15 protein-coding genes, 1 other RNA gene and 1 riboswitch are annotated in these 20,034 nt (G+C 66.0%); of the genes, 10 read left to right on the top strand and 6 right to left on the bottom strand.

Annotation, left to right across the window (positions count from 1 at the left end; translation table 11 throughout):
* Nucleotides 1–6 precede the first annotated feature (6 nt).
* Genes ASD86_RS20345 through ASD86_RS20325 form a run of 5 tightly spaced genes read left to right on the top strand, consistent with a single transcriptional unit; the run spans nt 7 to nt 4,703 of the window.
* Nucleotides 7–1,185 carry an acyl-CoA dehydrogenase family protein gene (locus ASD86_RS20345; protein WP_157476946.1) on the top strand — a complete coding sequence of 393 codons (1,179 nt, stop codon included), beginning with the start codon at nt 7–9 and terminating at the stop codon, nt 1,183–1,185.
* Nucleotides 1,182–1,976, top strand: a complete 795-nt coding sequence (locus tag ASD86_RS20340) for an enoyl-CoA hydratase (protein WP_056114928.1) — start codon at nt 1,182–1,184, stop codon at nt 1,974–1,976. The genes ASD86_RS20345 and ASD86_RS20340 overlap by 4 nt, the downstream gene beginning before the upstream one ends.
* Nucleotides 1,973–3,148 carry an enoyl-CoA hydratase/isomerase family protein gene (locus tag ASD86_RS20335; protein WP_056114924.1) on the top strand — a complete coding sequence of 392 codons (1,176 nt, stop codon included), beginning with the start codon at nt 1,973–1,975 and terminating at the stop codon, nt 3,146–3,148. Before ASD86_RS20340 ends, ASD86_RS20335 begins: the two co-directional genes overlap by 4 nt.
* Nucleotides 3,145–4,035, top strand: coding sequence for a 3-hydroxyisobutyrate dehydrogenase (gene mmsB / locus ASD86_RS20330; protein WP_056114922.1), 891 nt, complete (start codon nt 3,145–3,147; stop codon nt 4,033–4,035). The genes ASD86_RS20335 and mmsB overlap by 4 nt, the downstream gene beginning before the upstream one ends.
* On the top strand, nt 4,032–4,703 hold the full coding sequence (locus tag ASD86_RS20325; RefSeq protein ID WP_056114919.1) for an epoxyqueuosine reductase QueH: 672 nt from the start codon (nt 4,032–4,034) through the stop codon (nt 4,701–4,703). Before mmsB ends, ASD86_RS20325 begins: the two co-directional genes overlap by 4 nt.
* Nucleotides 4,704–4,716: 13 nt before the next feature.
* Here ASD86_RS20325 and ASD86_RS20320 read toward each other — a convergent pair whose 3' ends face one another.
* From ASD86_RS20320 to ASD86_RS20310, 3 genes are all read right to left on the bottom strand, one after another.
* The gene (locus ASD86_RS20320) at nt 4,717–5,967 is read right to left on the bottom strand and encodes a cytochrome c peroxidase (RefSeq protein ID WP_056114914.1); all 1,251 of its coding nucleotides are present in this window, start codon (nt 5,965–5,967) and stop codon (nt 4,717–4,719) included.
* 31 nt (nt 5,968–5,998) lie between these two features.
* A complete protein-coding gene (locus ASD86_RS20315; protein ID WP_056114911.1) occupies nt 5,999–8,530 on the bottom strand; it encodes a TonB-dependent receptor in 2,532 nt (843 codons plus the stop codon).
* Between the two features lie 352 nt (nt 8,531–8,882).
* Entirely contained in the window at nt 8,883–11,354 is a 2,472-nt protein-coding gene (locus tag ASD86_RS20310) for a hypothetical protein (protein WP_056114908.1), read from the bottom strand.
* A 42-nt stretch (nt 11,355–11,396) separates the two neighbouring features.
* Nucleotides 11,397–11,480: riboswitch (cyclic di-GMP riboswitch) on the bottom strand.
* A gap of 341 nt (nt 11,481–11,821) precedes the next feature.
* On the opposite strand from ASD86_RS20310, the gene ASD86_RS20305 reads away from it, so the two are divergent.
* Together ASD86_RS20305 and ASD86_RS20300 are read left to right on the top strand one after the other, a co-directional pair.
* On the top strand, nt 11,822–13,186 hold the full coding sequence (locus ASD86_RS20305; RefSeq protein WP_056114906.1) for a S8 family peptidase: 1,365 nt from the start codon (nt 11,822–11,824) through the stop codon (nt 13,184–13,186).
* Between the two features lie 41 nt (nt 13,187–13,227).
* Nucleotides 13,228–14,328: a M35 family metallo-endopeptidase gene (locus tag ASD86_RS20300; RefSeq protein WP_056114899.1), complete on the top strand. Its 1,101-nt coding sequence runs from the start codon at nt 13,228–13,230 to the stop codon at nt 14,326–14,328.
* Nucleotides 14,329–14,666: 338 nt separating this feature from the next.
* On the opposite strand, the gene ASD86_RS20295 is transcribed toward ASD86_RS20300, so the two are convergent.
* From ASD86_RS20295 to ASD86_RS20290, 3 genes are all read right to left on the bottom strand, one after another.
* Nucleotides 14,667–15,068 (bottom strand): hypothetical protein, encoded by a 402-nt coding sequence (locus ASD86_RS20295; protein ID WP_157476920.1) that lies wholly within the window; start codon nt 15,066–15,068, stop codon nt 14,667–14,669.
* Nucleotides 15,069–15,263: 195 nt separating this feature from the next.
* Nucleotides 15,264–15,617, bottom strand: a transfer-messenger RNA (tmRNA) gene (gene ssrA / locus ASD86_RS26150).
* A 243-nt stretch (nt 15,618–15,860) separates the two neighbouring features.
* Nucleotides 15,861–16,232 carry a helix-turn-helix domain-containing protein gene (locus ASD86_RS20290; RefSeq protein ID WP_031373591.1) on the bottom strand — a complete coding sequence of 124 codons (372 nt, stop codon included), beginning with the start codon at nt 16,230–16,232 and terminating at the stop codon, nt 15,861–15,863.
* Between the two features lie 187 nt (nt 16,233–16,419).
* Here ASD86_RS20290 and ASD86_RS20285 point away from each other — a divergent pair, with 187 nt between their 5' ends.
* The 3 genes from ASD86_RS20285 (at nt 16,420) to ASD86_RS20275 (ending at nt 19,503) form a co-directional block, all read left to right on the top strand.
* Nucleotides 16,420–16,833: a hypothetical protein gene (locus ASD86_RS20285; protein ID WP_162253712.1), complete on the top strand. Its 414-nt coding sequence runs from the start codon at nt 16,420–16,422 to the stop codon at nt 16,831–16,833.
* The gene (locus ASD86_RS20280; protein WP_056114891.1) at nt 16,833–17,210 is read left to right on the top strand and encodes a hypothetical protein; all 378 of its coding nucleotides are present in this window, start codon (nt 16,833–16,835) and stop codon (nt 17,208–17,210) included. The genes ASD86_RS20285 and ASD86_RS20280 overlap by 1 nt, the downstream gene beginning before the upstream one ends.
* Nucleotides 17,211–17,271: 61 nt before the next feature.
* Complete coding sequence (locus ASD86_RS20275) at nt 17,272–19,503, top strand: CHASE domain-containing protein (RefSeq protein ID WP_056114888.1); 2,232 nt, start codon at nt 17,272–17,274, stop codon at nt 19,501–19,503.
* Nucleotides 19,504–20,034 lie beyond the last annotated feature (531 nt).

The following is a 20,034-nucleotide window of genomic DNA, read 5'->3' as shown; positions in this document are numbered from 1 at the left end:
GCGGTCATGCACTGGCAGGCCACCGCGGCCGCGCCGACCGGACTGAGCGAAGAACAAGCCGCCTATCGCGACGCGGCGCGCGATTTCGCGCTCGCGCAACTCGCGCCGCACGCCGCGCATTGGGACGCGCAGTGCGTGTTTCCGCGCGAAGCGATCGCGCTGGCGGGCGAACTGGGTTTCTGCGGTCTGTACGTGGACGAAGCCGCCGGCGGTTCGGGCCTGACCCGACTGGACGCGGCGATCGTGTTCGAAGAACTCGCCGCGATCGATCCGTCGACGGCGGCGTTCATCAGCATCCACAACATGGCGACGTGGATGTTGACCGCGCACGCCAACGACGCGGTGCGCGCCGAATGGGGCGCATCGCTGGCGAGCGGCCAGCGCCTGGCTTCGTATTGCCTGACCGAACCGGGCGCCGGATCGGACGCGGCGTCGCTGAAGACGCGCGCGGTCCGCGATGGCGATCATTACGTGCTCAATGGCGCGAAGGCGTTTATTTCCGGCGCCGGAGCGACCGACGTGCTGGTGGTGATGGCGCGCACCGGCGGCGAAGGCGCGCGCGGCATCAGCGCGTTCGCGGTCGCCGCCGACAGCGCCGGCATCACTTACGGGCGCAAGGAAGAGAAGATGGGCTGGAACAGCCAGCCTACCCGCAGCATAACGTTCGTCGACGTGCGGGTGCCGGCGCGCAATCTGCTTGGCCGCGAGGGTGACGGCTTCAAGATCGCGATGAAGGGCTTGGATGGCGGGCGCTTGAACATCGCCAGTTGTTCGCTCGGCGCGGCTCAGGGCGCGCTCGACGCGGCGCGGCGCTACATGGGCGAACGCCGCCAGTTCGGCAAGAAGCTGTCCGAGTTCCAGGCCTTGCAGTTCAAGCTCGCCGACATGGCCACGCAGCTGATCGCCTCGCGGCAGATGGTGCATACCGCCGCGCGCAAGGTCGATGCGGGCAGCCATGACGCGACCGTGTGGTGCGCGATGGCCAAGCGCTTTGCCACCGATGCGGGCTTCGCGATCTGCAACGAATCGCTGCAGATCCACGGCGGCTACGGCTACATCCGCGAATACCCGATCGAACGCCTGCTGCGCGACTGCCGGGTGCATCAGATCCTGGAAGGCACCAACGAAATCATGCGCGTGATCATCGCGCGCCATCTGCTGAACACCGACGAGGAATTGCGATGAGTCTTGCCGAGAAGTCCTACACCGGGTTGAAGCTGGAGATCGACGGCCACACCGCCGTGGTCACCCTGAGCAACCCGCCGGCCAACACCTGGACCCGCGACAGCCTCGCGGCCTTGCGCGACCTGGTCCGCGACCTCGATGCGCAGCGCGACGTGTACGCGTTGGTGATCACCGGCGAAGGCGAGAAGTTCTTTTCCGCTGGCGCCGATCTCAAGCAGTTCGCCAGCGGCGACAAGGCGCTGGCGCGCGACGCGGCACGCCGTTTCGGCGAAGCCTTCGAAACCCTCAGCGCGTTTCGCGGCGTGTCGATCGCCGCGATCAACGGCTATGCGATGGGCGGCGGCCTGGAATGCGCGCTGGCCTGCGATCTGCGCATCGTCGAGGAACAGGCACAGCTGGCCTTGCCGGAAGCGACCGTCGGCCTGCTGCCGTGCGCGGGTGGCACCCAGAACCTGGCGCGACTGGTTGGCGAAGGCTGGGCCAAGCGGATGATGCTGCTCGGCGAGCGCGTCGATGCCGCGACCGCGCTGCGCATTGGCCTGGTCGAGGACGTGGTAGGCAAGGGCGAATCGAAAGCGCGTGCATTGGCCTGGGCCAAGGCGGCAGAGAAGCAGAGCCCGACCAGCGTGGCCGCGTGCAAGGCGCTGGTGCAGGCCACGCGTTCGCAATCCCATGCGACCGCGCTGGTCAGCGAGCGCGAAGCCTTCGTCGACTTGTTCGACAGCGCGGATCAGGTCGAAGGCGTGGCCGCGTTCCTGGAAAAGCGCGCGCCGCAATGGAAGAACGCATGAACGCCTCGCTCCTCGAAACCCCGGCGCAGGCGCCGGTGTTGTTCGAACAACGCGCCGCGATCGGCGGCAAGCAGATCGGCATCGCCACGCTCAACGCGCCGGCCACGCTCAACGGGCTTTCGCTGGAAATGGCGCAGTTGCTCGATGCGCAACTGGCGGCGTGGGCGCGCGACGACGCGATCGCATTGGTCGTGCTGCAGGGCGCGGGCGAGAAAGCCTTCTGCGCCGGCGGCGATCTGCACGGCCTGTATCGCGGCATGCGCGAGTATCAGGCCACGGGTAGCGGCGATATCCGCGACAACACCCAGGCCACGGCGTTCTTCGCCACCGAATATCGGCTCGACTACCGCATCCACAGCTATCCCAAGCCGGTGTTGTGCTGGGGCCACGGCATCGTCATGGGCGGCGGCATCGGCCTGATGGCCGGCGCCAGCCATCGCGTCGCCAGCGAACGTTCGCGACTGGCGTTTCCGGAAATCACCGTCGGCCTGTATCCGGATGTCGGCGGCAGTTGGTTGCTGCGGCGCGCGCCCGCGCGCAGCGGCCTGTTCCTGGCATTGACCGGTGCGCCATTGAATGCAGGCGACGCGATTTTTTCGGGGCTGGCCGATCACTATGTTCCGCAGGAGCGATACGACGCTGTGTTCGCGGCCTTGGTTGCGACGCAATGGAGCGGCGACGGCGCGCGGAATCGCGGGCTGCTGACCCAATTGCTGCAAGCGCAGGCGCAGCCCGCGCCGGCCGGACCGCTGCAACAGCACGCTGAGCTGATCGCGCAGCTGTGCGATGCCGAAGACCTGGACACGATCGTCGCGCGGATCGACGCAATCGACAGCGACGATGCGTGGTTGCAGACCGCGCGCAAGACCTTGGCCGCGGGCGCGCCGGGCTCGGCGCGACTGGGCTACGAACTGCAACAACGCGCGGCGACGCTGTCGTTGGCCGACACGTTCCGGCTCGAATACCTGGTGTCGCTGCATTGCGCCGCGCACGGCGATTTCGCCGAAGGCATCCGCGCCTTGTTGATCGACAAGGACCGCAATCCGAAGTGGCACCCGGCCACGCTGGCCGATGCCTCGTCGGCCTGGGCCGCCCCGTTCTTCGTCGCGCCGTGGCCGCAGGACGCGCATCCGCTGGCCGATCTCGAGCACAGTGTGGAGAATCCGGCATGACCACTATCGCTTTCATCGGTCTTGGCAACATGGGCGGCCCGATGGCCGCGAACCTGCTCAAGGCCGGCTACGCATTGCAAGTGTTCGACCTGAGCGCCGCCGCGGTCGAAACCGCAGTTGCGGCTGGCGCGCACGCGGCCGCGACCGCATCGGCAGCCGTCACCGGAGCGCAGATCGTGATCTCGATGCTGCCGGCGAGCCGGCATGTCGAAGGCTTGTACCTCGGCGACGCCGGCATTCTCGCCGCGATCGAACCGGGCGCCTTGGTCATCGATTGCAGCACCATCGCGCCGGCTTCGGCGCAGAAGGTCGCGGCCGTCGCGGCGCAGCGGGGCGTGGTAATGATCGACGCGCCGGTTTCCGGCGGCACCGCGGGCGCGGCCGCCGGCAGCTTGACCTTCATCGTCGGCGGCGACGCCGATGCACTGGAGCGCGCGCGTCCGATTCTGCAGGCGATGGGCAAGAACATCTTCCACGTCGGCGCGAACGGCGCCGGCCAGGTCGCCAAGCTGTGCAACAACATGGCGCTTGGCGTGATCATGGCGGTGACCGGCGAAGCGCTGGCGCTGGGCGTCGCGCATGGTCTCGACCCGAAAGTGTTGTCGCAGATGATGGCGGTCAGCACCAGCCGCAGCTGGGCCACCGAAGTATGCAATCCGTGGCCAGGAGTCCTCGAAAATGCGCCGGCCTCGCGCGGCTACAGCGGCGGTTTCGGCAATGACCTTATGCTCAAGGACCTCGGCTTGGCGGCCGAAGCCGCGATGGGCGTCGGCGCGTCGATTCCGCTGGGCGAACTGGCGCGCAATCTATACGCGATGAACAGCCGCGCCGGCCACGGCGGCCTGGATTTCTCCAGCGTGGTCAAGCTGGTGGCGCCGGCCGCATGAGCGGCGAACGCGAGCGCCTGAGCCTGCCGGGCGAGGGCGGCAAACTGCTGCTGCATTCGTGCTGCGCGCCGTGTTCGGGCGAGTTGATGGAGGCCTTCGTCGAATCGCAGATCGACTACACGGTGTTCTTCTACAACCCGAACATCCACCCGGTGAAGGAATACGAACTGCGCAAGGAGGAAAACATCCGCTTCGCGCAGAAGCACGGCGTGCCCTTCGTCGATGCCGATTACGACACCGACCACTGGTTCGCCCGCGCCAAAGGCATGGAGAACGAGCCTGAGCGCGGCATCCGCTGCACCATGTGCTTCGATATGCGCTTCGAACGCAGCGCGCTGTATGCGCACGAGCATGGCTTCCCAGTGATGACCACCTCACTGGGAATTTCGCGCTGGAAGAACATGCAGCAGATCAACGACTCCGGCCGCCGCGCGGTCGCGCCGTATCCGCATTTGAGTTACTGGGACTACAACTGGCGCAAGCAAGGCGGCAGCCAGCGCATGATCGAGATCAGCAAGCGCGAGCAGTTCTATCAGCAGGAATACTGCGGCTGCGTGTATTCGCTGCGCGACACCAACCGCCATCGCAAGGCGCAGGGTCGCGAGCGGATCAAGCTCGGGGTGATGTTCTACGGCGAAGACGGCGGCGGCGAACCCGAGACCAAGTAACGGATTCGGCGCGCTACAGCGTTTCCAGATAGGCCACGATCGCATCGAGCTCGGCGCGATGCAGGTCCAGCGGCTTGAGCAGCGGATCGGGTTGCGGAAACAGCGGGTCGCCGATCTGCGCCGAGGTCGGCTGCGGCCTGGGCATGCCGGCGTTGTACAGATTCATCACCCCGCGCAGATTGGCGAACCGGCCGTTGTGCATCCACGGCCCGGTCTTGGCCACGTTGCGCAGCGACGGCGTCTTGAACTTGCCGGCATCGGCGGCCAGGCCGGTGACTTCGTAACGGCCCAGATCTTGCAGTTTTCGGCCGTAGAAATGCAGGCCGAGGTTATGGAACGACTGATCGCTCAGGCTCGCGCCGCTGTGACAGTTCATGCAGCCGGCGCGGGTGCGGAACAGGTGCAAGCCCCACAGTTGGCGATCGTCGAGCAGATCGCGGCGGCCTTCCAGGAACCGGTCGAAGCGGTTGGCGCGCGGCAGCAGACTGCGCTGAAACACGGCCAGCGCCTTGCTCACTTGGTCCATGTCGATGCGCGATGAGCCGAATGCGGCGCCGAACGCCTTCGGGTAGTCGGCGTCGCGACGCAATCGCTTCAAGACCAGCGACGGCTTGGCCGCCATTTCGCGCGGATCGGCGATCGGATGCAGCGCCTGCGCTTCCAGGGTCTGCGCGCGGCCGTCCCAGAACAGCGGCTGCGACAGACCGCTCATCGCGAGCGAGATCGCATTGCGGCGTCCGCTCTGGCGATCGTGGCCGAACGGCACGCTGCGGCCATCGCCCCAGCCCAGTTCGCGATCGTGGCAGCTCGCGCAGGCGATCTGTCCGGAACCCGACAAGCGCGGGTCTTCGAACAACCGGCGCCCGAGCGCGAGTTTCTCCGCGCTCGGCGGATTGTCGGCCGGGGAGGGCGCGGCTTTCGGCAGCGGCGCGAATTCAGACCACAGCGCGCCGGGCTCGAGCTGCGGCCGCGGCCATTGTTCGATCGGCAGGCGGTAGACGCGACGCAGGCAGTCGCGATCGATCTGCACGCTGCTGATCGCGATGCGTTCGCGGCATTGCGCCAGGCTGGGCGAGTCGGCACCTCGCATCGTGTCGTCGCCGACATCCTGCGCCGAACTCGCTGTCACCCATGCCATCGCGCTCACCACGCCCGCACCAAGCAGCCACGGCGCGGCCATGGCGACGAAGCGCAACCGCAGCTTCGCAGCCGACACGCGCAACCAAGCCGCGCCGCGCAATACCGAGCGCGTCAACACGCGCATGACCGCTTCCCCTCGTCCATCGCAAGCATGCTCAGAACCGATACCCCAGTTCCAGCCAATACGAGCGGCCAGGCTCGTAATAGGTCGCGGTCGCGCTGGTGCTGCTGATCAGGTTGGCGCGGTTGGTCAGGTTCTGCACCTCGATGCGCGCATAGGTTTCCTGCCGATGCGGCAGGTCCAGGCTCCATTCGACGCTGCTGTCCCAGGTCCAGCTTTTCGGATACGCGATCTCCTCGATCACCGCGATCGATTCGCCGTTGTAGACCTCACGGCCCAACTCGCGCAGCCCGCGGTACCCGCCGCGATAACGCAGGAAATTGCTCCACAACAGGCCGGCCTCGGGCAACCGGGTCTGCGTGGCCAGGCGCGCGGTCCACGGCCGGTTGAATGCGCGCGCCGGGATGTCCCAGCGGCGCATGATCTTGCCGTCGTAGCGCACGTTGTCGTCGAAGGCGTCGCTGTAGGCGGTTTCGTAGTCGTTGTAGTTGCGGCGCACGTCGGTGTAGTCGAACGCCAGCTGCGCATTGGTGACGCTGCCGGCCCAGCGCAGCGGCGTCGACGGACCGACGCTCAGCGTATAGGTCTGGCTGCGGCTTTGGCCGCGATTGGTGTAGCGGCTGATCCGGGTCGCGTACTGGCCGCTGGTGTCCAGGCTCGGGATCGATTCGCGCAGCACTTCGTCGCGGTTCTCGCGGCGCACGTATTTCAAATTCAGGTCGAGCCCGGCCCAGCGTTGGTTGATGCCCGCCGACACCTCGTCGCTGTAGGGAATGCGCAGCTGGTCGAAGCGGTAATTGGTCGGGTATTGACGCACGTCGGTCCAGATCAGATTGCTGGTGCGACGTTGTTCCAGCTGCAGGCTCTCGCGGCCTTCACGCAGCTTGTAGCTGAAGAAACTGCGGCCGTAATAGCGGTTGAGGCCGGCGGTGAACAAGGTGTCGCGGTTGCCGAACGCGTCCCACGACATCGCCAGTCGCGGCGCGACCGTGGTCTTGCCCATCAGGCTGTCGCCGTCGACGCGCACGCCCGGACGCAGGCTCCAGCGGCCCAGGCGTACGTCGTCCTGGGCGAACACGCTCCACTCGCGATTGCTCGCGCCGAAGTAGCCTTCGCGATAGATGGCGCGGCGACTGAAATACTGGCCGCGTCCCTTGACCACGCCATTGCCGGTCGCCAGCACCGGCGACAGCGAGCAGCCATTGGTATCGATTGCGCCTAGGCGGTCGGTGCAGGTATTGGTCGCAAGCGGGTCGAGCCAGCTGTAGTGATCGTTGAGGCGGTGGTATTCGGCCTTGCGGTCGCGGTATTCCAGGCCGTATTGCAGACGATGTTCGCTGCGGCCCCAGTGCAGCGCGTCGCGTTCCAGGCTCAGCTTGTAGCCGATGCTGCGATCGCTCTGGTCGATATTGCCCCAACTGCCTTCGGCGCTGAGCGTGGTCACACCCCAGTCCATTTCACTGGAACGCGCCCAGGATTTCCAGTAATCGACCTCGCTGCGGCGCGAGCTGTCGAGCTGGCTGTAGCTGAGCGAATTGCGCCAAGTCCAGGCGCCGTGTTGCCAGTTGATGCGGAAGCTGGTGACCGGACCGCCTTGCTTGAGGTCGTAGAACCCGTTCTTGGCGTTGATGATGAAATAACGCTCGTCGGTCGGCGCATACGTCACGCTGGCGCCGAGCTCCAGGCCCTCGCCGTTGCTCCAGTCCGCGCGCAGGCTGGCGCTGGTGTTTTCGCGCACCTGTTCCTTCTCGTTGTCGTCGCTCGCGCTGCTGCGTCCGGAGGTGTAACCGCGCAGCGGAATCACCGAGCGCGTGCGCACGATGTTGCCGATCAGGCCCAGGCCGTTCCGGCTGCGGCCTTCCAGGGTCGCGCGCAGTTCGTATTTGTCGTAGTTCGGCTGCTGCGCTTCGGTTGCCGACTGTTCGAAATCGCCGAGCGCCGGTTCGGCGATATGCGCCTCGTTCCAGGCCGAACGCGCCATGCGCAGCGCCACGCTGCCGGAGAACGCATCGCGCGCCTTGCGGCTTTCGGCCTCGACCACGCCGCCATTGAAGCCGCCGTAGGCCGCCGGCACGTTGCTGTCGTAGACGGTGAGCGTTCCGATCAGGCTGGTGTCGAGCGCGATGCCCTGGGTATGGCTGGGCACGTCCTGAATATTCGCCGGCGAGGACGGGCCGACCGGATCGAGGTCGTTGTTGAAACTTGCGCCGTCGAGCAGGAACGAGTTCTGGTAGTACAAGCCGCCGTTGATGCTGATGTCGGCCGGGCGGATCTCGCCCATGTTGCGCGAAGTGCGCGAGGTCTCGTCGAACTGCACGTTCGGATTGATCCGCAGCAGGCTGCCGATGTCGCCGTTGCCGCGGATCTGTTCGTCGATGTACGCGCGGTCCAGCACCAGGCCTTCCTGATACGGAAACAGGCGTTGCCCGATCACCTTGACCGGATCGTAGGTGTAGACGGAAGGAGAGGGCGCGGAGGCGGGTGTTTGCGTAGCGGCCGGCGCTTGGTTCGCGCACAGCGGGCCAGCCGACAGCGCCAGGCCGATGGCCAGGGTCAGACGATTCATAAATTCTCACGAAGGATGATTCGGCTTTCGGTCGAAGGCCGATTCGCTGGCGTGAGAACTCTGACGGACCCCTGATGCTCGCTGTGATTATCGTCTCAATTGGAGCTGAACGAGTCAACCGGGTGAGATAGGGCGGGCGCTGACTGCGATCGAGTGCGCGTGACGCATCCACCGCGTTAGTCGCATTGTCCGCGCGGAAACGGGAGGACACGCATCCGGGCGCGGGATTGCTATCGGCGATTGCGGCTCCGGCGGACACGAGTGAGATCTTCACTCGAACCGAGAGTGTCGCCGCGTCCAACCAGACCCCGGACAAGCCGGGGTCTGGACAGGACTTACCGCGTTTTCATTTTCATTGCGTTGCCTTGGCCAGGGTGGACGGCGAAACCGAGCAATGACCCGGACCGGTGCTGCCTTCGTTGTACGCAGCGAGGATGCCGGCCAGATTGATCGCGGTATCGCGCGCCGGTCCCTTCGGCGCCGTGCTGCTGCGTCCGGTGAACCACGCGGTCGCCTGCGCGATCGCGCTGCTGACCTGCGACGGCGCACTCGCGCCCGCTTCCACATTCAACCGCGCCGCCATGTATTGGTGCGCCAGGATGTAGTAAGCGTTGCCGCCCTTCGGCGGAGTCCAGAACACCGCGCGCCACGTCTGGCCGGAACTGAAGAACAGCGTGTCTTCGCCGATCTTCGCCCAGGTCGCGTCGTAAGGCGCGGGGCCGTACTTGGAGTGGGTCTTCCAATAGCCCTGGGTGTAGGTGCAGCCCGCGCTCGCGCACAGTTGCGGCACGCGCACGCTCAGCACCGCCTCGTCGCTCTTGTTGGCGCCGTTGTCGGTCGCCAGCGTGAGCAGGTTGGGCACCATGAACTGGCAGGTATTGCCCGCGCCGATCTGGCTCGGAGGCAGCCACGAAGCGAGCACGTCGACACTGCGAACGATGCCTGGATCGGGGTCGACGTCGCCGGTCACGAACTGGGCGAAGCTGCCGCACAACAGCGGCTGCACCGTCCAGCCGAAGCCGGTGCCGAGGTTGAGCCCGGCGGTGCCGTTGAACAGATCGGTCAGCAGCACGCAGCGGTCGGTCTCCACGTTCGGCTCGCCGTAGGACAACGCGGCCTGATTGGAGGTGTAGGCCTGCAGTCCGCAATCGCTGGCGTTGCCGTTGGCGTCGTAGCACTGCTTCACGCGCTGGATGATCGCTTCGTTGTAGCCGTCCAGCTTGCCGCTCAACGCGGCCTGATAGCTGCAATGCAGCGAGGTGGCGCCTTGCGCGTCGCAGGCCGGGGCGACCGACTGGGTCGTTCCGCCGGCGAAGTGCAGGGTGTCGCTGGGCGCGGACGGACTGAACAGCGGAGTCACGTCGGCCGGCCATCCGATCTGGATGTCGCCGGACACGGCGAAGCCGCTTTCCGATTCGATGGCGCGGGTCGCGGCGAGCCGGTACACGGTCTCGTAACTGCCGCCGGTGTTCAGGGTGACGTCGACGTCGTCGCACAGATAATTGCCCGCGTAATCGCCGCTGGCGATCGGATCGGGCAGGCAGCCCTGCATGGCGGTGACCTTGGCGTCGGCCGGCGACACCACGATGTGCTTGTCCGGCGTCCAGCCGTAGTCGCGCTCGTAGCGGGTCTGCGCGGTCTTGGATATCGAGACCGTGCGGCATGCCACGTTGACGTTGGCCGAATCGCTGGCGCTGGCGTTGCTGTTCGCGCCGGTGCTCCAGGTGCCGGTGGCGGTATTGCCGTGCGAGCCCTGATCGGCGCCGCACACGAACGGCTGCGCGCGCGGATAGGTCCACACGTACGGACCGTCGCCGAGGGTGAAGCTGTGGTCGATGGCGTTGGCAAGCATGGAGTCGTCGATGGCGAAGCTGTCGCCGTAGCTCTGCGCCGGATTGGCCGGGATCGAGAAGCCCGCCGAGGCCACGAAGGTGTAGCTCTGCGCGCCGCCTTGCAGTTGCGCGGTGATGCCCGCGGCGTTGACGCCGCCGCTCGCGCTCGACAGGAACGGATAGCTCAGGCTGCTCAGATCGAACGCGTAACTGCAGTTGAGGATCATCTTCTGCGCGTTAGGCGCCGGCTTGGCGCAATCCAGGGTATCGGTGTCGCCGCCCTGCGAGGTCCACTGCCGGACGAACTGATTCGGCGCGTTGCCGAACTGCATGGTGTCGACCACCGCGCTGGCTTTCCAGCCGAAATCGAACGGGTCCTTGACCGTGATCGTGCCGGCGATGCGATACAGCCCGCGAGTGAGCGGGGTGGCGGTCACGGTGTATTCGACCTGGTGGCTGTCGCCGTCGAACATGGTGATCTGTTCGGGCACTACGCGTTTGTCGATGCTCCAGTCGCTGTAGCGCTGCCAGCTCGCGTCGGCGGTCTTCTCGCCAGTGGGCTTGGGCAGGAAGCAGAAGGTGACATGGCTGACGCCGGCGGGTTGACCGCTGCCGTTGTCGGGCGAATACAGGTTGATGTCGCTGGACGAACCTGGAACGTAATGGAACACGTTGTAGGCATTGCCGCCTTTGACCACGATGTAGTCCATCGGCATGGTCGCGTTGAAGCCGATGTACTGGTTCTGCGAGGACGGCGTGTAGTTGAAGGTGATGCTCTGGCCGGCGACGCCCAGGTTGTAGCTCTGGCCGTTGACCGGCGCGCTGCCGGTGCTGTAGCCCAGGCCGCCCCAGGTGGCGACACCGGGCAGGTCGTCGCAACTGGTGAAGTTGCCTGGATAGGTGGTCGGTTGCACCGAGGCCGCCCCGGCCGCGGAGGAGGCGAGCAGCAGCGCCGCTGCCAGCAGCGGTCGCCAACGTCGTTGAGTGGACATGTCAGAACTCCATGAGCGGGGCGTGGTCGCCCGTTCGATGCGCTCGGTAGCTCGGCCGTGCCGGCGTGGGGCCGGTACCCGGAGGCTTTGCGACGCCGGCTCTCGCCGGGTGTGCCTTTTTCGAGTCCTGGGTGATTCGGCGAGGGAGTCTTTTCCCCAATGCACGTCGTCGGCGGAGTCGTCATGGTCCATGCGGTGGTGAACACGGCATCCGACGCGGCGAATATACGCTCGGCCGGTGGGTTGTCGATGTTTCAAGAACGAAACAGCGGCGATGGCTCGCGGACCGGGCCGGGTATTCGCGACCGGCGCGATAAATCGCGAAATGTGAACACACTCACGCGTCTGGCCCGCTATTAACGCAATTCAGCAAATGCCGCGCCGCAGCATGTTTGTGACGGATTTGGCAAATAGAGTCATGCGGCGACCAGACCCGGTCGCCAGCCAATACCTCAAGGTACCAGCCAATGAAGTCATCGTTCCGTATCGCTCTGCTGTGTGGCGCGGTCGTGTCCGCGCTCGGTGTTTCGTCCACCGCCTTCGCCGGCGGCCGCCCCGATCTGGCGCTGGCCGGGCTCAAGGCCGGTCGCGCCCACCAGGTCGGCGAATTGCTGGTCAAGTACCGCGACGGCACCAGCGCCGTGCAGCAATCCTCGGCGCGCCAGGCCTTCGGCCTGGAGAAAATCGAAACCCTGCGCGGCGGCAACGGCAAGCGCGGCGAACTGGCGTTGATGCGGGTGCCGGCCGGCCGCGATCTGGCGGCGGCCGTGTACGAACTCAGCAAGGATCCGAGCGTCGAATACGCCGAGCCGAACTGGCAGTACCAGCATCAGGCCGCGTCCAACGACACCTACTACACCAACGGTTCGCTGTGGGGCATGTACGGCTCGGGTTCGACTCCGGCCAACCAGTACGGCTCGCAGGCCGCGGTCGCCTGGGCCGGCGGGCACACCGACTGCAGCAACGTCGTGGTCGGCATCATCGACGAAGGCTACATGTACTCGCATCCGGATCTGGCCGCGAACGCGTGGACCAATCCCTACGATCCGGTCGACGGCGTCGACAACGACGGCAACGGCTACATCGACGACGTGCACGGCTGGGATTTCGAAGGCAACGACAATCAGGTCTTCGATGGCGCGGGCGACGATCACGGCACCCACGTCGCGGGCACCATCGCCGGCGCCGGCGGCAACGGCCAGGGCGTGGCGGGCGTGTGCTGGAGCGGGGTCAAGCTGATCAGCGGCAAGTTCCTCGGACGGCGCAGCGGCAGCACCGCCGACGCGGTCAAGGCGATCGACTACTTCAACGATCTCAAGTCGCGTCACGGCTTGAACATCGTCGCCACCAACAACTCCTGGGGCGGCGGTCCGTTCTCGCAGGCCTTGCAGGACGCGATCGGCCGCGCCAACACCGCCGGCATCCTGTTCGTGGTCGCCGCCGGCAACGCGGGCGTGAACTGCGAGACCTCCGACTGCTATCCGGCCGAGTATCCGAACCCGAACGTGCTTTCGGTCACCGCGCTGCGGTCCGACGGTTCGCAGATCTACAGCTACGGCTCGACCACCATCGACATCGGTGCGCCGGGCTACGGCATCTGGTCGACGGTGCCGGTGTCTTCGAAAGGTCAGGTCGTGCCGAGCTATGCCAGCTACAACGGCACCTCGATGGCGACGCCGCACGTCACCGGCGCGGTCGCGCTGTACGCGTCCTCGCATCCGGGCGCGACCGCGGCCGACATCAAGAGCGCGATCATGAGTTCGGCGATCGCGACCCCTTCGTTGAGCGGCAAGACCGTCAGCGGCGGCCGGCTCAACGCCGCCGGCTTCTGAGCGCAGGCAACGGACTCTTATCGAACTTCGAGGTGAACACGATGAAGAAACTCGTTTTGATGCCGACGATCGCGGGCGGCACGCTGCTGGCCGGCGCGATCGCCTCGGTCACCGCGGCGCCGCCGGCCGACCGGGTCAGCCCGCTGCGCGTGGGCCTGATGGCCGTGGCCGATCCGGCCGGCGGCTTCCAAGGGCAGGTCGAGGTCACGGTGACCAACACCAGCCGCCACACCGCGCGCGTGCCCAAGTGGCAACTGCCGTCGAATCTGGTCGAATCCAAGCTGTTCCAGATCAGCCGCGACGGCGCGACGGTGGCCTATCAGGGCCCGATGATCAAACGCGGGCTGCCGCAGGCCGAGGATTTCGTGATCCTGCGCGCCGGCGAAACCCTGCGCAGCGTCGTCGATTTGTCGAAGGCCTACGACTTCAGCCAGAGCGGCCAGTACGTCGTCGCGATGGATTCGGCCCTGCAGTTCGCGTCCTTGTCCGACGGCAGCGCGTTGAACCAGAAGAACGGTTTGCCGCAGGTCGCCAAGAGCGCGCCGTTGAGCCTGTGGGTCGCGGGCAAGGGCGCCAACGTCGGCGTCCAGGGCAAGCCCGGTGGAGGTGGCGGTAGTTCGGTCGTGGGCGGCGTGTCGTACAAGAGCTGCAGCGCGACCCAGATCGACAGCATCGGCAGCGCGGTCAACGCTGCGCGCGGCTATGCCGAAAACGCCAAGGGCTATCTCAACGCCGGCACGGTCGGTCCGCGTTACACGACCTGGTTCGGTTCCTACACCTCCTCGCGCTACGCCACCGCCAGCCAGCACTTCGTCGCCATCGACGCGGCGCTGGACCAGAGCAACGGCGAAATCACGGTCAACTGCGGCTGCAACCAGAAGTACTACGCCTACGTCTATCCGAACCAGCCGTACGAGATCTACGTCTGCCGGGCGTTCTGGACCGCGCCGCTGACCGGCACCGACTCCAAGGCCGGCACCTTGATCCACGAGACCAGCCACTTCACCGCGGTGGCCGGCACCGACGATCACGTCTACGGCCAGTCCGGCGCCAAGAGCCTGGCCATCAGCGACCCGGCCAGCGCCCTGGACAACGCCGACAGTCACGAGTATTTCGCTGAAAATACGCCTTCGCAGAACTGAGCGGGGTGGTGAGAAGGCCCCGGGTGACCGGGGCCTTTTCGCATCGGCCCGTACGAGGGCCGAGCGCAGGCACGGCGCGCGTCGCTGAGCCAAGCCTTCGGCGCCAAGCTCGCCCATCCGCGTTGGACAGGGTGGGGCGGCGGCTCCTGTCGATTCGCTACGACGACGTGCGAATGATTAAGGGGTGATGGCTTTGCTGCGTAAGCAAGCGACCTGCAAGCGGCTCCCGATCGCGGTGGAGTCAACCGTCATGGCAGTGACCGCGCGGTCGCGTTGACGCAGGCTGAAGCACCGGCATCTTGGAGCGCCGACCAATCCGCAGTTGCGACGTGTTGCTCTCAGTGTGCGCGAGCGGCTCTGACCTGCAAGCGCATATGCACACCTACCAAAAGCCCGATCAGTGCGATGCCCAAGCCGGTGAATGCCAGCGGCGGCCGCCACTCAGCCATGACCAGCGCGGCGAACAAGCTCGATATCGCATAGGCGGCCGACGCCGATAGCGGCTTGCGCCACAGCAACATCGCGGCACCGATCAGCGTCGTGGCGCAGGACAGGACGAGAGCCAACAAGCTGATGGGCGTCAGATCGCCGTTGCGGGTCATCTCTATGGCCGAAGGCGCGTTGTCCATTACGCGGGACAGCACTTGCACAAAACTCAGAATCACCACGTAACGCGGCCATCGGCTCGCGGGTGGGCCACTTACCGAATGGATGGGGGCGCGATAGGGATCGTCCGTCATCGGTGCGTGATCTTTTCGCGGATGGTGAGATCTGTATGGGCGAGTAGGGCGCGCGACATGGCGGTGATTGTTTTGGCGGATCGGTCATCACCATTGTTGCCGCCAAGACGAATCCGATTGCAAGATCCTTCGGCGCCACTGCGGACACAAAAAAGGCCGAAGTCCTACTAGGAACTTCAGCCTGATCTGTTGAGATGGTGGAGGTGGGGGGAATCGAACCCCCGTCCGAAGGCACTCCATCCCCGGTACTACATGCTTAGCGCTCCGTTAGATCTCGTTCCCGAACAGCACGGTGCGCGAAGCGCATCCAGGAACCAGCCTGTTAGAGGTTAACCGGGCGCTGACAGGCAGCCGCTCCCGACGATTCCGTGATAATGACTCTACGCTGCGAGCACGGACACAAGCAGTTTCGAGGCTTACGCCTTAAGCGGCGAGAGCGTAGTTGTCGTCGTTGGCAACTAGAGTTTTGCAGCTGGATTAACGAGGAAAGCTACCCCCTCGGCATGCACCAGGCGATTTCGCGACCCCCGTCGAAGCCAGTGCACCCCCGGGGACAGCTGTTTCGCTGACAGGTTCAGTATAGGGCCTGACGGCGCGTTCTCAAGCGCTGCGTGTGTTCGTCGCGGCGACCGATTCAGTCGGGCCGATGCCGCGCGTGGCGCGCAAGGGCGTTCGCCGAGCGTGGTCGCCCGCATGTCGCGCTTGCATCCGATGGCATGAGCGCGCGCGGCGCGTACTCGCCCGAAGCGTCGCCGGCTCCGCCGGCACGACGCGCGTCCGAACCCGAAAACCTCAGTTGCCGTCGAGCAGTTCGATCAGCGCGCGACGCTTCTTGCGCGACAGCTTGCGCATCAGGCCCATCAGCCGCAGTTCGTCGGGATCGCTGTATTTGGCCGCGTTTTCGCGCACCGACAGCGATTTGCCTTCGATCGTGCCGCGGCCGGTGGCGAGCCATTCGAAGCTCACGTGCTGCTGCACCGCGATCTGCAGCATGCGTTCGAGTTCCGGCAGCGCCAGGCCGACCAGCCATTTGCGAGCGGTCTCGCGGCTGACGTCGTAGTAGGCGGATAGGGCACCGGTGCGGGCTCGGCCTTTGGCGAATCCGGAGAAGTCGAGCGCCTGGTGCAGCCGATTGGCGAATTCTTGATGGGGAGCGTTGGTCATAGGTCTCGCCGGAGCATCCTGCAGGGCTGAAACGTGGGCGGCCGCTCGTCCCCGACCGTCTGGCGGGGCGAGGATAGCGCAACTCATTGTTGCGTACCCCCTTGCAAAAAGATCACTCTTTTTGCTGGTTGAAAAGAGCAATTTCGGATGGTATTTTTTTCGGGCATGGATGCCCGATGGAGAGGTTATGGATCGACCCAATCGATTGATAGGCAATACCCGGCCGGATGGTCGGGCGAATGTGGGACCGGGTTCGCGTCCTGCAACATCGGCCGCAATCCTCGCCGCCGCCGAGACGGATTCGCCGAATGGCGGTGGTGGATCGGATCGCTCCGGCCGCTCCGGGACCTCGCCGCCGGGCGCCGGGTCGAACCCCGATCCGCTGCTGCCGCGCCGGCCCAATCCGGTCGAACGCTACATCGCCTGTTTCCCGACCGCGCGCGCGGCGGCCGAGGCGGCCGGCATCTCGACCGCGATGCTGCGGCGCATGCGCAGCCGCGGTTATGTGTCGACGCGCCAGCGCGCGCTGCTGATGGCCCAGGCTTGCCGCTTCAAGGTCAAGGCGGCCGAATTGCTGGCACTGACCCGCGGTGGCTGGTGATGGCCGGGCTCGGTGCGGCGCTGGCGAACCTGTGGCCGGACGCCGACTCGCCGTGGCCGTACTTGCTGCTGGCCGCTTCGATGCTGGCGCTGGCGGTGCTGATGGCATGGGTCTTGTACTGCCTGCGGCCGCGCCCGAGCCACGAAGCGATGGCGCGGCGCGCCGATCGCAACGGCATGGCCTTGCTGGCGCTGGCCGACGAGATGGACTGCTATCTGTACGAGCTGGACCGGCGCGGTTATCCGGTCCGGCAGCAACAGCATTGGCCGCGGCTGTGCCGGCGCCTGGCGATGGATCATCTGGAGTGCATCAACCGGCTGATGCTGGATGAACTCGCGCGCGAGTCCGCGCCGCGCGATCCGCCCGAGTCATCGTAGCCAAAGGAATGAGGCGGCACTGTCGACGTGACCCGCACGACGCGCCTTGTATGCTGCGCCCATGACGACGAACGATCCGGCCGCACGCGCCGCGCCGCCGCACGACCCGGCAGCCTATTCCGACCTGTCGGGCCTGACCCCGCGACGCGGCTATCTGCTCGCCTTCATCGTATTCATCGTCGCCCTGGTGCTGGTGCTGACCGCGTGGCGGATCGCGCGCGATCGCGAGCAGCGTTCGGCCCAGGCCGAATTCGTCGCCCAGACCGTGCAGGTCACCGAGCTGATCCAGCAGCGCCTGGTCAACTACGAACTGGTCGCGCGCGGCGGCGTGTCGTTGTTCGCCTCGGTGCAGCGACCGACCGCGGCGCAGTGGAAAGCCTATGTCGAGGGCATGAACCTGCAGCGCCGGTTTCCGGCGACCCTCGGCCTGGGTTTCACCGGCTACGTGCCGCAGCGCCTGCTGGTGCAGTTGCAGCACGAATGGCGCGACGCCGGTTACGGCCTGCTGACGGTGCGGCCGTTCGGTCAGCGCGAGATCTACGGGCCGGTCCTCTACCTGGAACCCAAGACCCCGGCCAACGTCGAAACGATCGGCTACGACATGTTCTCCGAGGCCACCCGGCACGCGGCGATGGAGGCGGCGTTGGAATCGGGCCAGGCGCGCTTGTCGGGCAAGATCCAGTTGCTGCAGGACAAGCGCGAGGGCGTGACCAGTACCGGCATGATCCTGGTGCTGCCGGTGTATCTGGGCGGCGGCCGGCCGCTCAATCCGAGCCTGCGCCGCGCCGAGATGCAGGGCTGGGTGTACGTGCCGTTCCGGATGGAGAAATTCGTCGAGATGTCGCTCGGCAAGAGCCATCGCGACATGCGCTTTCGCATCTACGACGACAGCGCCGGACGCGACACCTTGCTGTTCCGCACCGCGGGCCCGGCGCCCACCCAGCCGGCGGCGTTCGTGCACAAGGCGACGTTCGACGTGTACGGGCGCACCTGGCGCATCGAATACGAATCGCCGCCGATCGAGGAGGCCGCGCCGCGCATGCAGGGCCTGCGCAATCTGTTCGCGCTGGGCATATTCAGCTCATTGTTGTTGTACGGCATCGCCCTGGTGCTGGCGCATACCGAATCGCGCGCGCGCCAGATCGCCTCGCGCATGACCGAGGATTTCCGCCGCAGCGAAACCCGCTTCCGCAGCGCCATGCAGTATTCGGCGATCGGCAAGGCGCTGCTCGACAGCGAGGGCCGCATCGTCGATGCCAATCCGGCGTTGGCGGCGATCGTCGGCATGGAGTTGCCGCGCCTGCTCGACCAGCGTTTCGACACCTTGCTGGAGGAAGAGGACGGCGAGTTGCCGGCGCATGCCCGCGGCAGCAGCGACGAGGACGGCGTGCTGCGCGCGACCCGTCGCCTGCGTCGCCAGCACGGCGTCGCGCGGCAGGTGCAGCTGACTTATTCGCCGGTGCCGGGCAAGGTCGGTCAGGACATCACCGGCCTGGTCCAGGTCGAGGACGTGACCGAGCGGCTGCGCGCGGAAGCGCGCGTGCATGCGCTCAACCGCACCCTGGAGGCGCGCGTTGCGCTGCGCACGCGCGAGCTCAGCCAGGCCAATCAGGAACTGGAGGCGTTCGCCTACAGCGTCTCGCACGACCTGCGCGCGCCGTTGCGCGCGATCGACGGTTTCAGCCGCATCCTCGGCGAGAAGTACGCCGATCGTCTCGACGAATCCGGCAGCGGTTATCTGGCGCGGGTACGCAAGGCGGCCGCGCGCATGGGCGACTTGATCGACGCGTTGTTGAAGATGTCGCGGGTGACCCGCAGCGAACTCAAGCATGAGAGCGTCGACCTGAGCCGCGTCGCCAACGAGTTGATCGAGGAGCTGCGCATGGGCGATGCGCAGCGCGAGGTCGAGGTGCGGATCGAGCCGGGCCTGCAGGTGGTCGGCGATGCGCCGCTGCTGAGGAATCTATTGGGCAATCTGCTCGGCAACGCGTGGAAGTTCACCCGCGATCGCAGCCCGGGGTTGATCGAGTTCGGCACCACCGAGGCGGCCGGCGGCGGCCGCGAATTCTTCGTGCGCGACAACGGTACGGGGTTTCCGCAGGCCTATGTCGACAAGTTGTTCCGGCCGTTCCAGCGCCTGCACAGCGTCGAGGATTACGCCGGGCATGGCATCGGCCTGGCCTCGGTCAAGCGCATCGTCGAGCGCCATGGCGGGACGATCCGCGCCGAGGGTCGCGAAGGCGAGGGCGCTACGTTTTATTTCACGCTGCCGCGTGAGGGTGGGCATGCTTGAGCGACATGTATGAGTCGGCAGCGCGAGGTCAGTGGCTTAGCGCGCGTTGAAGCGAGGTGTGGCCGCCTTGCTCGTCATCCCCGCGAAGGCGGGGATCCAGAGACTTCAGCGCCATCCTTCCAGATCGTCATCCCCGCGCAGGCGGGGATCCAGAGACTTCAGCGCCATCCTTCCAGATCGTCATCCCGCGAAGGCGGGGATCCGAAGACTTCAGCGTCATCCTTCCAGATCGTCTTCCCCGCGAAGGCGGGGATCCAGAGACTTCAGCGTCATCCTTCCAGATCGTCATCCCCGCGAAGGCGGGGATCCAGAGACTTCAGCGTCATCCTTCCAACTCGTCATCCCCGCGAAGGCGGGGATCCAGAGACTTCAGCGTCATCCTTCCAGAACGTCATTCCCGCGAAGGCGGGAATCCAGTGACTTCACGCGTTCTCGCACGAAAGGCACTGGATTCCCGCCTTCGCGGGAATGACGGTAGGTGAGATGCGTTGTGGCCGGTAGCGGTGTTGCTTCGGATGGCCTGATCTAGCC

This window comes from Lysobacter sp. Root690 (assembly GCF_001427785.1).
GTDB lineage: Bacteria > Pseudomonadota > Gammaproteobacteria > Xanthomonadales > Xanthomonadaceae > Lysobacter.
This window is presented reverse-complemented; position numbering and strand designations above follow the sequence as displayed.

Coding starts and splice junctions, on each gene's coding strand:
- ASD86_RS20325 (WP_056114919.1), top strand. CDS start 4,032: ATGAGCGGCGAACGCGAGCGCCTGAGCCTGCCGGGCGAGGGCGGCAAA.
- ASD86_RS20305 (WP_056114906.1), top strand. CDS start 11,822: ATGAAGTCATCGTTCCGTATCGCTCTGCTGTGTGGCGCGGTCGTGTCC.
- ASD86_RS20275 (WP_056114888.1), top strand. CDS start 17,272: ATGACGACGAACGATCCGGCCGCACGCGCCGCGCCGCCGCACGACCCG.
- ASD86_RS20315 (WP_056114911.1), bottom strand. CDS start 8,530: ATGAATCGTCTGACCCTGGCCATCGGCCTGGCGCTGTCGGCTGGCCCG.
- ASD86_RS20310 (WP_056114908.1), bottom strand. CDS start 11,354: ATGTCCACTCAACGACGTTGGCGACCGCTGCTGGCAGCGGCGCTGCTG.
- ASD86_RS20335 (WP_056114924.1), top strand. CDS start 1,973: ATGAACGCCTCGCTCCTCGAAACCCCGGCGCAGGCGCCGGTGTTGTTC.
- ASD86_RS20320 (WP_056114914.1), bottom strand. CDS start 5,967: ATGCGCGTGTTGACGCGCTCGGTATTGCGCGGCGCGGCTTGGTTGCGC.
- ASD86_RS20280 (WP_056114891.1), top strand. CDS start 16,833: ATGGCCGGGCTCGGTGCGGCGCTGGCGAACCTGTGGCCGGACGCCGAC.
- ASD86_RS20285 (WP_162253712.1), top strand. CDS start 16,420: ATGGATCGACCCAATCGATTGATAGGCAATACCCGGCCGGATGGTCGG.
- ASD86_RS20345 (WP_157476946.1), top strand. CDS start 7: ATGCACTGGCAGGCCACCGCGGCCGCGCCGACCGGACTGAGCGAAGAA.
- ASD86_RS20295 (WP_157476920.1), bottom strand. CDS start 15,068: ATGACGGACGATCCCTATCGCGCCCCCATCCATTCGGTAAGTGGCCCA.
- ASD86_RS20290 (WP_031373591.1), bottom strand. CDS start 16,232: ATGACCAACGCTCCCCATCAAGAATTCGCCAATCGGCTGCACCAGGCG.
- ASD86_RS20340 (WP_056114928.1), top strand. CDS start 1,182: ATGAGTCTTGCCGAGAAGTCCTACACCGGGTTGAAGCTGGAGATCGAC.
- ASD86_RS20300 (WP_056114899.1), top strand. CDS start 13,228: ATGAAGAAACTCGTTTTGATGCCGACGATCGCGGGCGGCACGCTGCTG.
- mmsB (WP_056114922.1), top strand. CDS start 3,145: ATGACCACTATCGCTTTCATCGGTCTTGGCAACATGGGCGGCCCGATG.